The sequence below is a fragment of the Arthrobacter sp. Hiyo1 genome (assembly GCF_001263615.2).
Taxonomy (GTDB): Bacteria; Actinomycetota; Actinomycetes; order Actinomycetales; family Micrococcaceae; genus Arthrobacter.
Map to the genome: position 1 here is coordinate 404,697 of NZ_DF952472.1, position 10,420 is coordinate 415,116.

Genomic DNA, 10,420 nt, shown 5'->3' on the forward strand with positions numbered 1-10,420 from the left:
CCGCCTCATCGGCCAGCTGGCGCCCCCACGGATCGTCCACGGTCACTACGGCCCGCCGTGCGCGCGCGCTCGTGAACAGCTCCGCCTTGGTCCGGAAGTACTCGTCCATGCTTCCGTGGAGATCGAGGTGGTCCTGTGTCAGGTTGGTGAAGCCGGCAACGTCGAACGTCACCGAGTCGACCCTGTGGAACGACAGGGCATGGGAGGAGACCTCCATGGAAGCCGCTTCCAGCCCGCGTTCGCGCATGAGGGCGAGCAAGGCATGGACATCCGTTGATTCCGGCGTGGTCAGCAGGCTCGGGATGGCCTCACCCCCCGCAAGAATTTCAATCGTCCCGATCAATCCCGGGTTCATGCCCAAGGCGCGGAGCAGGGAGTTGATGAAATACGTCGTCGTCGTCTTGCCGTTCGTACCGGTTACACCGAAAAGCGTCGGCGAAACCCCATCCAGTGGTTGGCTTCGATAAACGAGGGCCGCGAGTGAACCGACGGCTGCGCGGGGATTGCCGACGATCAGAACGGGAACAGCAAGATCCTCAAGGGCCAATTGACGTGCGCCGTCCCCATCGGTCAAGACGGCCACGGCACCGGCTGCCACCGCTTGGCTGACAAAGTCGGCCCCGTGGCGCGTGGCACCGGGCAGCGCCAGGTACAAGTCTCCCGGCTCCACGGTGCGCGAGTTGAGGGACACACCCGTCACCGACGTGGCGGCGGAGTCCGGCGGCAGCGCGATTCCGAGGGACGAGGCGACGGCTTCCAGGGGAACAGGCGCCACGACGGCTGGACGGAAGCCGGGTTTGTCGGTAGCCGGCGGATTCCCTGTAGGGATCGATACGGCATCATTCTGCTCTGACAAGGTGGTCTCCGTTGGTACTCGTAAAACTGGCCGCACGGGAACCCTCTGGGCTCCCGCGAACGGCATGGTTGGATCGAAATGTGGCCGGACAGATGCCCAACAAGCTTACTTGGCGAAACTGAACTACTTGCCGTGCTGGCCCTATTTGGCGTACTGGGGGAACCGCGCCGGCGTGCCGGTGGACGGCGGGACGTTGTAGGTACGCAGGACCTGGCCCATGACCGAGCGGAAAATCGGTCCTTGGGTGATGCCGTAAATGCTGCCCTTGGGCCGCTGGAGGACGACCTCCACGATGAAGCGCGGATTGTCCATCGGCGCCATGCCCACGATCGACGCGGTGTAGCCATCGAAGCCAGGGAGGCCATCTTCACGCGGTGCCTGGGACGTACCTGTCTTGGCGCCCACCCGGTATCCGTCGATGGCAGCATCTTTCACTTCGCCCATGGTGACGTTGCTCTCCAGGATGTCCCGCACTTGCTGCGCGGTTTCCTTGGTAACGACTTGCTGGGAATCCTTGGCAGGCACTTTCTCCTCGGCTCCGTCGGCTCCGACGTAGCCGTCGATCAGCCGCGGTTGCAGCATCACGCCGTCGTTGGCAATGCTTTGGTACGCCCGGACGGTCTGCAGCGTGGACTGTGAAACGCCTTGGCCGAACAGCACGGTGTACTGCTGGCGGTCATCCCATTGATCGGGCTTGGCCAGGATGCCTGAGGTTTCGGCGGGAAGGCCAATGTCCGGAGCTTGCCCGATACCGAAGCGGGTGAGGTAGTCGTAACGCTGTTGCTTGCTCAGGCGGCTGCCGATCATCACGGTACCTGTGTTCATCGAATATCCAAGGATGCCGGCAAGGGTCCTCTGCTCGGTTCCATGGTCGAACGCATCGGTAAAAGTCTGACCGTCGATGGTCAAAGCCGGCGGAATGGTGACAGTGTCCAGCGGGCTGGACTTTCCTTCATTGATCGCGGCCGACGCCGTGATCATCTTTTCCACCGAGCCAGGCTCGTAGGCAGCCGTCACTGACCGCACGCCGCGGTCCGCGGCCGCCACTTTGCCCGGGTCGTTGGGATCCGGGGCATTCGTGTCCGCCATCGCAATGAGGTTCCCGGTCTTGATGTCCTCGACGACGATCGATCCCCACTCGGCATTGAGCTGGTTGACCTGGGTCTGGATGGCCTGCTGCGCAAAGTACTGGATGTCCGTGTTCAGCGTCAGCTTGACGTCTTTGCCGTTGACGGCCGGGGTCAGCAGATCGGTTGCCACGGGGATACGGAGCCGTCGGCGCCGATCTCAAAGACGCGTTTGCCGTCTTTGCCGCGCAGGAGGTCGTCCTGGGTCTGCTCAAGTCCGGCTTGGCCCGTGGTGCCGTCCTTGAGGAAGCCGATAATGCCACCCGCGACGCTGCCGTTTGGATAGACGCGCTTGCTGATGCCCTCGGAGACGATACCGGGGATATGCAGTTGGGAAATCCGGTCTTCGAGATCGGGCTTCACTTCCTTGGCCACGATGTTGTATTTCTTGTCGCCGGTCACTGCCTGCGTTACCTGGTTGACGTCCATGCCCAGGGCGCTGGAAAGTTCTGCTATCCCTTGGGTCCTCGAGATCGTGTCGATGGCTTGGGTTTGCGTGTTGTAGCGCGAAAACTCAGAGGTGTTGGTGTTGACGGTCTGGTCGACCACGATGTTGTAGCGGATCACGCTGCTGGCCAGCACGGTGCCGTTGGCGTCAAGGATCTTGCCGCGTTCGGCGGGCAGGACGGTGGTGGTCAGCCGGTTGTTGTAAGCAGCCTCGGCCATTCCGCCGACGTCGAGTCCCTGGACCAGGAACAGCTTGCCCCCAACCACCAGCAACAACGTCAGCATGATTCCGAGGCCGAGGCGCAGGCGCTTCTTCGCCGCCGGCGTTCTCTTGTTCTTCGATTTGCCGGTTTTTTGCACCACGTCGATTCCTTGCTGCTTGCCTTGCTGTTTACCTGAAATCAGGTCGGCTGGACGCTACTGCCCGGGTACCTTCTGCTGTGGAGCGGGGACCGAACCACCGTGGAGATCCACAACCGGCGGCTTGGGTGCCGCAGGAGCCACGGGCGCCTGCGGTTTGGCCGGCGTGGAGTCGGCGGCCCCGTTGGGCTTGCGGCTGTCCAGTGAATCGTTCTTGGCGGGTGCCGAAGGTGTGACGCTCGACTGGCCTGCGACCGCAGGGGCAGCGATGACGGCACCGGGATTCTGTCCCTTGGTTGCCGGCGTGGCCTTTCCTGTGACTGTCAAGTTGTCCAGATCGATCTGTCCCGTGGCAGTGGAAGCTACCATTCCCAATTCTGCGGCCTTGGCGGCAAGATTCTGGGGAGCCTGGTAGTTCTGGACCTGCTGTGTCAGATCCTGGTTCTGCTTGTTCAGGGACGCGGCGTCATTCCTGAGCTTCACAAGGTCGTATTGTGCCGTGGAAACGGAGATGTTGAGCACCAGGACAGTCAACAGGCTGCCGCCAGCACGCCGAAGCAAAAGACGACGAACGGAGTCCGCCGTCGTCCGGGAACACTCTGTACAAGCGAGAGCGGCGTCCGCGCCTTCCGGGTCGTGTCGCGTTCCGGTCCCCGGGCGGGCAGGGCACGCGCGGTGTTCCCCACCGTGGTCGGCAGGATCTTCGCGGCAGCGGTGCTCATGCTGTTCTCCTCGCTTTGATGCGTTCCACGGCCCGCAGGCGGGCAGATGCCGCACGCGGGTTTTCGGCGATTTCTTCAGGTGTGGGCACTTCCGTGCCCTTGGTCAGGGTCTTGAATTCCGGTTTATGTTCTTCCAGCTCCACGGGGAAGCCGAGCGGGGCCGATGACTTGGACCGGGATTGGAAGACCGATTTGACGATCTTGTCCTCGAGTGAGTGGTACGACATCACTACTACTCGTCCGCCCATTGCCGAGGCCGCGAGAGCGGCAGGCACTGCCCTCTCCAGGACGTCGAGTTCCTCGTTGACTTCAATCCGCAAGGCCTGGAAAGTCCGCTTTGCCGGATGCCCGCCGGACTTCGCAGCGGCCGCAGGAACAACTCCGCGGATCTGCTCGACGAGTTCACCGGTGGTGGCGAAGGGCTTGATCGCCCTCGCCGTGACGATGCGGTTTGCGATCCTGCCGGCGAACTTCTCTTCGCCCCACTTGCGGATAATCCGCACCAGGTCTTCTTCGGAATAGTTGTTGACGACGTCGGCAGCGGTCTGGCCGCGGCTCGTGTCCATCCGCATATCCAGCGGGGCGTCGTAGGAGTAGGCAAAGCCGCGCTCCCGCTCGTCCAATTGGAGGGAAGACACACCCAGATCCATGAGGATGCCGTGCACTTCCGGGATTCCGAGGTCTGCGATGACATCTTCGATTTCGTCGTAGACGGCATGTACCAGGTCGGTGCGGGCCGCGAAGGGTCGCAGGCGCTCACCGGCAAGGGCCAAGGCCTCTTCGTCCCGGTCTATCCCAACAAGATGCAGATCGGGGAACCGCTGGAGCATCGCTTCGGAGTGGCCACCCATTCCCAGCGTGGCGTCGATGACGACGGGCGTTTCGCCACGGTTGCGGGCGGCCTCAAAACCTGGTGCCAACAAATTGATGCACCGGTCCTTCAGGACCGGTACATGTCGCTCCGAGGTGGGTTTTGGCGCGTCTTGCTCCTCCATGCGGCCTCCTCAGAGCTGATTCGTTCGTCTGTCAGTCGGGCGGGTCGCTTCTTGAGCCGGATCCCCATCCGCGCCTATCGCAGCGTCCGCCTGGCTCCGGGGAAGGTGAGCCAGGAAAACTATGTGATGGGCGGCTGGAGATCCCGTCCAAGAAGCATTGCTGCTTCCTGTCCCGGTTTCTAAATGAACCCGGGAAGGTTGTCGTCGTCGGTCTCCGAGAAGGCGGCTTCCTTCTCGGCCAGGTACTCATCCCAAGCCTGGGCATCCCAGATCTCCGCACGGGTTCCGGCGCCAATGACCGCCAATTCCCGCTCAAGACCTGCGTAGCTCCGGAGCGCCGGCGGAATCGTCACGCGCCCCTGCTTGTCAGGTACCTCGTCAGAGGCTCCGGACAGGAAAACCCGGATGTAGTCACGTGACTGCTTGGAGGAGATGGGGGCCTCCCGCATGGACTCGTGAATACGTTCGAATTCCCGCTGGCTGAAGACGTAGATGCAACGCTCCTGGCCCCTTGTGAGCACCAAGCCGTCAGCAAGTTCCTCGCGGAACTTGGCGGGAAGGATGATCCGGCCCTTTTCGTCCAGACGGGGAGAATGCGTGCCAAGAAACACTGGCCCACCGCCCCCATCCGTAAAGGTGCCCGTACCTGCCCCACGCCGCCACTACCCTCTTACTTGCTCCACTTTACTCCACAAGCCCCCACAGTCAACGCAATCCGGCGTGTTTCTGCCCCACATTCGAATGCAGGAGCCTGAAAACGCGTGGATCTCAGGGGTGGTTGGTGGTGGAGGAGACTTTGCGGCGGCGCTGCAGGGAAGTGCATGACGGCGGCATGGGAGTCGCGCCTATGGGCTCGCTCGCGGTGCGAGCGCGGCGTAAATGCGAAAAGACCCGATATTCGGGTCTTTTCGCAATCAGGCCGGAGCCTGGTGGTGCAATGTGGAGGACTCGGCTTCCGAGTGGAGGCCAAGCCCCTTGGTGGAGCGCTCAGCTCTCCTCGCCGCGGCGGCGCTCGTCCCAGCGTTCTTCGAGGTTGCTCATGAACGAGTTCTTCGACTTGCCCGGCTTGGCGCTCTTCGACTTCCCGCCGGCTGCCCTTCTCAGGGTGGCAAAGTAGACGCCGGCGCCCATCACGATGAAGCCCAGCACGCCAAGGAAGATGTTCTGCAAGGACACACCTACCAACAACAAGAGAATTCCGGCGATAGTGCCTAGAACGCCAATAACGATGTGCCTGGTCGACCATGAACGAATGGGGTCAGAGCCCATTGAATTGGCAAACTTCGGATCGTCCTCATGCAGTTGCTTCTCGAGTTGCTCGAGGAGCTTCTGTTCGTGCTCCGATAGGGGCATCGCGACCTCCTTTAGTCGGCCAGCGTCTGGATACGCCGCGGCCGTTGCCTCTGTTCCCTTGAACGGACGAACCCAAAAAAGGGTTCCCGAAGACCGGGTCTTGTGAACACGGTCTCACGGAACAGACGCAACATGGCAATTTATCCAGACGGTCTAAATCTGTGTATCTCTAGGATAGTTTGTTGGCCGCTGTTCTGAAAGACACGCCGGAGGGCACTCGTGGGCCCTTCGAAGCCTAGGGAGAACCCGGCCTGTCGGGCTCCGCGTGCGGCTCCAAAAGCGTCGCCGGAAGGACAGTCTTGCTGCCGAATCGCTCGGTGACACGGTCAAGCGCCTGTTCAGCCGCCCGCCAGTTGTCGTCCCTGCGATCGAAGCTTAACTGCAGCGAGGCGTGTTCCGCCGCTTCGAGCTGCTCGGCCCGGACTCCTATAAGGCGCACACTCATGGGCCGCTCCCCCAAGGACTCCAGCAACTGGCTCGCCACCTGATAGATCAACTGGGCGCTATCGACCGGCGTATGCATTGTCTTGCTCCGGCTGATTGTCGAAAAATCGGCATAGCGCAACTTCAGCGCGATGGTCCGGGCCAGCATTCCGGCTGTCCGGAGCCGTGACGCGGTCCGGTGGGAGAGCCTCAGCAACTCGCGATGGAGGAGCGCGTCATCCGGGGTGTCGACAGCGAACGTTTCTTCGGAACCTATGCTCTTCTCGAGCCGGATAGGCGTGACCGGCCGGGGATCCAAGCCCATCGACAATCGGTGGACGTGCTCGCCCGAAGCTCCCAGGACCTTTTTCAAGGAAGCAAGCGGCGTGGCCGCAACGTCAGCCACGGTACGGATCCCCAGCCTGGCCAGAACGTCGGCGGTCTTGGCCCCGACTCCCCACAAGGCGTTCACGGGCAGGCTGTGCAAATAGGCTACGGTCTGCCCCTCCTCAATGAGCAGCAGTCCGTCGGGCTTGCAGCGCGTAGATGCGATTTTGGCAACGAACTTGTTGGTGGCTATTCCCACGGACGCAGTGATCCCCAGCTCGGAGGCAACGCGGCTCCGGATCAGATGGCCGATCTGGAGAGGCGGACCAAGCCGCCTGATCGCGCCACCGACATCCAGGAACGCCTCGTCGACACTCAAGGGCTCCACGAGGTCCGTTATCGATTCGAATATTCCCATCAATTGCCGGGACACCTCGTAGTAGAGGCTATGGCGGGGTTCGATGATGACCGCGTTGGGGCACATCCGCATGGCGTTGGCCATGGGCATGGCAGACTTCACACCGAGCGCGCGCGCTTCGTAGGAGGCGGACAGCACAACGGAGCGATCCACCGGAAAACCGACAATGACGGGTTTCCCCTTGAGTTCAGGCCGGGTGCGCAATTCCACCGAGACAAAGAAGGCATCCATGTCCACGTGGAGGATGCTGGTGCGCCTCAGTTCCCGCAGGGCCGCGGGATCCGGGGCGAATTCCTGTCCGGGGCCCCGCCCGTTGTTCTCTGCTTGTGGTCTCACAAGGAAATCCTATGCCGCGGCACTGGTTACTGGTGGCCGCATCCGGCGCCCTAAACTGGAGGCAGCATCCGGCGTCGTCCCCAGGAGGAAATCCCTGTGAAGCTCTTTGGAAAGCCTCAACCCGTCAGCTTGGCCTTGCTGGCCACGGGCGTCGCGTTGACCATCTCGGCTTGCGGGTCGTCCCCGGCAGGCACGGCATCCCAAGGGGCGGCGCCAACATCGTCCGGGGCGGCCACTGCCTCGGCAAGTCCGGCACAGGCCACCGCGTCCACGGCTGCCTCAGGAGCTTCGGCGGCAGTCGGCTCCCTGGTCCCGGGATTCCCGCAGCAACTGATTCCCTTGATGCCCAAGGCGGCTGTGGAATCCAGCAGCTTCGACAAGAACTCCTCGCCGGCGTCGGTGGCCTTGGTCGGCACCATTGCGTCCCCGTCTGACGCGGTTGTGGCCTTTTACACCTCCGCGCTCACGGCGCAAGGCTTCAAGGAAGTCCCCGGAAGCACCGTGGGAAGTATCAAATCAAAGGACTTCCTGCGTGGCGACAATGAAACAGTGAATATCTCGGTGGTGGAAACCGCGGGCAAATCCACGTTCACCATCGGTGCCAACGTGGCCGCCGGGTCAATCAAGTGACCGCGGAGAGCCTGGGTTCGGAGCAGAGCCGTTTTGTGGCCGATGTCGCCGCCAAACTCAACGGTTTCCTTGGGGTGCAACAAGAAACGATGGCCACCATCTCCCCAGATGTCGCTCCCCTCATGGGTTCAATCACGAGCCTTGTGACCGGTGGCAAACGGCTCCGGGCCTTGATGTGCTACTGGGGGTGGCGGGGTGCCGGAGGTGAGTCCGCACATCCCGACATCATCACGGCCGGCTGCGCTTTGGAACTCTTCCAGGCCGCAGCCCTGATTCACGATGACATCATCGACCGCTCTGATACACGTCGCGGCGGTCCGAGTGTGCACAAGCGGTTCAGCCAGCTCCATGAGGGCGAGGGCTGGGCCCTGGACAGCGAACGCTTCGGACACGCGGCCGCGATTCTCACCGGAGACCTCTGCTTGTCGTTCAGCGAGGAGGCGTTCACGGAGATCGGCAGCAGGGCCGCTTCCGGCACGGCTGCGCGGCGGATCTTCAACCTGATGCGCGCCGAGGTCATGGCCGGCCAATACCTGGACATCCTCGAGGAAGTCGCGGGTCCGGTGCGGGATCGCGCGGGGGCCGTCGATCGCGCCCAGTCCATCATCCGTTTCAAGTCGGCGAAATACTCAACGGAACACCCCTTGGCCCTTGGGGGCGCCTTGGCCGGTGCCAGCGAAGAGCTCCTGCAAGGATATTCCGCTTTCGCGTTGCCCCTTGGTGAAGCATTCCAGCTCCGCGACGACGTCTTGGGAGTGTTCGGGGATCCCGGGACTACTGGAAAGCCCGCGGGAGACGACCTCCGCGAAGGCAAACGGACGGTCCTGGTGGGATTCGCCATCAACCAGGCCGCTGCGGATGATTCGAGCTACATCGATACGATGCTCGGAAGGCAGGACCTTGGAGAGGCCGAGGTCGCCGAAATCAGGCGGATCATTGTGGATTGCGGAGCGCTCGAAGCCACGGAGGCGATGATCGAGGAACTCAGCAACGAAGCTTTCGAGGCCTTGGAACGCCTCCCCCTGGCGGACCTCCCCCTCACCGCGCTCAGGCAGTTGGCCGAAGCCGCCGTCAGCCGGGCCGCGTGAACTCTTTCATAATTCCGCGTTAAGGGCAGTCTAAATACCTGCCTTAAATACAGTGGTGCCGATCAGCTTGCTGATCGGCACCACTGTATTTAAGGCAGGCGTCCCTTACCAGGCAAGCGACTGAGCCCTGCGTCGGATTTCAGTTTTGCGCCCTTCGCGGAGCGCGTCGACAGGACGGCCACGCAGCGACTCGTCCGGAGTGAAAAGCCACACGATGAGCTCCTCATCCGTGTACCCGGCATCGCCAAGCACTGCGATGGTGCCCTTCAGGCTATCCACCACATGACCGTCCTGGATAAAGAGGGCAGGAATCGAACGGATGTTGCGTTCGCCCACTCTCACAGCCACCACTGCACGCTCATCCAGAAGACCGTGGACCTTGGTGATTGAAACGTTCAGCAGCTCTGCCACATCGGGCAGCGGCAGCCATTCGGAAACGAGGCTTTCTACATTACTCACGGATCAAGATTGCCACGCCCTCGCGCTTTGCGCCTAGCCGGAGGGGCGGTACGGGCGGAATTTGTGCCAGGAATTGCCCAAGAATCGAATGCGCAGGGATTTCTTGTGCGGAATCGAAAAATGTGAGAGATTCACATTGATCACATTTGCATCACTACTAACTTTAGTAACACTGGCAACAGCGGCATTCCCAACAGCCGCTGCTGAGATGAGGATTGCTCCCATGACGACGCCCAGCTCGCACAAGAAGACAACGAGCATGCCCATAATTGCGGCCACCACAGCGGCGCTGCCCGCCGTCATGCTCTCTTCATTGGCACTCGCCCAGCCGGCAACAGCGCTTCCGGCGGTACAAAGCCAGAAGATTCCCGCATCGCTGACCGCGGCCATGCGGGCCCAGGCAGCGGCAGTGTCCGCAAACGTCATCCCTGCCTCCGCGGTTGCCGCAACCATCCCGGCTGCCATGCAGCCCATGGCACCGGCGGCTCCGGCCACCTACACCATCGTCCGGGGCGATACCATCAGCGGCATCGCTGCCCGCTACGGGCTGAACACCAACACTGTCCTGCAGCTCAACGGCCTCTCGGGCAACACCATCATCTACCCGGGACAGCAGATCAAGTTGACCGGTTCGGCACCGGCTCCAAGTGCGCCGCACCCGCACCCAGCCCGGCATCCGGCCCGGCGTCGTCGTCGACTGCCAGCTACACAGTGGTGCCCGGTGACACCCTGGGCGGCATTGCCGCCCGCCACGGCGTGGCATTGTCCGACGTCTTCAATTGGAACGGCCTCAACGGCCGGTCCATCATCTACCCGGGACAGAAGATCAAGGTCGGCCCCGGAACGAACGCACCAGCTCCCGCCACACCGGCTCCGGCC

The 10,420-nt window shown here is 62.2% G+C and carries 10 protein-coding genes and 3 pseudogenes; 3 read left to right on the top strand and 10 right to left on the bottom strand.

Features of this window, described 5'->3' with window-relative positions; all coding sequences use genetic code 11:
- The 8 genes and pseudogenes from AHiyo1_RS15425 to AHiyo1_RS27960 all read right to left on the bottom strand — a co-directional run.
- The coding region (locus AHiyo1_RS15425; RefSeq protein ID WP_445286231.1) for a Mur ligase family protein at positions 1–856 on the bottom strand (856 nt) is incomplete at its 3' end.
- Between the two features lie 141 nt (positions 857–997).
- Positions 998–2,793 (bottom strand): annotated as a pseudogene (locus tag AHiyo1_RS15430) (peptidoglycan D,D-transpeptidase FtsI family protein).
- Positions 2,794–2,847: 54 nt separating this feature from the next.
- Positions 2,848–3,512 (bottom strand): annotated as a pseudogene (locus AHiyo1_RS15435) (hypothetical protein).
- Complete coding sequence (gene rsmH, locus AHiyo1_RS15440) at positions 3,509–4,507, bottom strand: 16S rRNA (cytosine(1402)-N(4))-methyltransferase RsmH (protein ID WP_059389146.1); 999 nt, start codon at positions 4,505–4,507, stop codon at positions 3,509–3,511. Before rsmH ends, AHiyo1_RS15435 begins: the two are co-directional and overlap by 4 nt.
- 179 nt (positions 4,508–4,686) lie before the next feature.
- The gene (gene mraZ / locus AHiyo1_RS15445; protein ID WP_059389147.1) at positions 4,687–5,118 is read right to left on the bottom strand and encodes a division/cell wall cluster transcriptional repressor MraZ; all 432 of its coding nucleotides are present in this window, start codon (positions 5,116–5,118) and stop codon (positions 4,687–4,689) included.
- Between the two features lie 376 nt (positions 5,119–5,494).
- A complete protein-coding gene (locus AHiyo1_RS15450; protein ID WP_059389148.1) occupies positions 5,495–5,860 on the bottom strand; it encodes a DUF3040 domain-containing protein in 366 nt (121 codons plus the stop codon).
- Positions 5,861–6,095: 235 nt separating this feature from the next.
- Positions 6,096–7,298, bottom strand: a complete 1,203-nt coding sequence (dinB, locus tag AHiyo1_RS15455; RefSeq protein ID WP_253257384.1) for a DNA polymerase IV — start codon at positions 7,296–7,298, stop codon at positions 6,096–6,098.
- A gap of 182 nt (positions 7,299–7,480) precedes the next feature.
- Positions 7,481–7,783, bottom strand: a complete 303-nt coding sequence (locus AHiyo1_RS27960) for a hypothetical protein (RefSeq protein ID WP_340639331.1) — start codon at positions 7,781–7,783, stop codon at positions 7,481–7,483.
- A gap of 22 nt (positions 7,784–7,805) precedes the next feature.
- On the opposite strand from AHiyo1_RS27960, the gene AHiyo1_RS27965 reads away from it, so the two are divergent.
- Positions 7,806–7,994 (top strand): hypothetical protein, encoded by a 189-nt coding sequence (locus tag AHiyo1_RS27965; RefSeq protein WP_308193892.1) that lies wholly within the window; start codon positions 7,806–7,808, stop codon positions 7,992–7,994.
- Complete coding sequence (locus tag AHiyo1_RS15465) at positions 7,991–9,082, top strand: polyprenyl synthetase family protein (RefSeq protein ID WP_059389150.1); 1,092 nt, start codon at positions 7,991–7,993, stop codon at positions 9,080–9,082. Before AHiyo1_RS27965 ends, AHiyo1_RS15465 begins: the two co-directional genes overlap by 4 nt.
- A gap of 105 nt (positions 9,083–9,187) precedes the next feature.
- On the opposite strand, the gene AHiyo1_RS15470 is transcribed toward AHiyo1_RS15465, so the two are convergent.
- Positions 9,188–9,541, bottom strand: a complete 354-nt coding sequence (locus AHiyo1_RS15470) for an Rv2175c family DNA-binding protein (RefSeq protein WP_059389151.1) — start codon at positions 9,539–9,541, stop codon at positions 9,188–9,190.
- A gap of 33 nt (positions 9,542–9,574) precedes the next feature.
- On the bottom strand, positions 9,575–9,967 hold the full coding sequence (locus AHiyo1_RS26970; RefSeq protein WP_253257386.1) for a hypothetical protein: 393 nt from the start codon (positions 9,965–9,967) through the stop codon (positions 9,575–9,577).
- On the opposite strand from AHiyo1_RS26970, the pseudogene AHiyo1_RS15475 reads away from it, so the two are divergent.
- Positions 9,930–10,420 (top strand): annotated as a pseudogene (locus AHiyo1_RS15475) (LysM peptidoglycan-binding domain-containing protein); the annotation flags it as partial. The gene AHiyo1_RS26970 and the pseudogene AHiyo1_RS15475 sit on opposite strands and share 38 nt — an antisense overlap.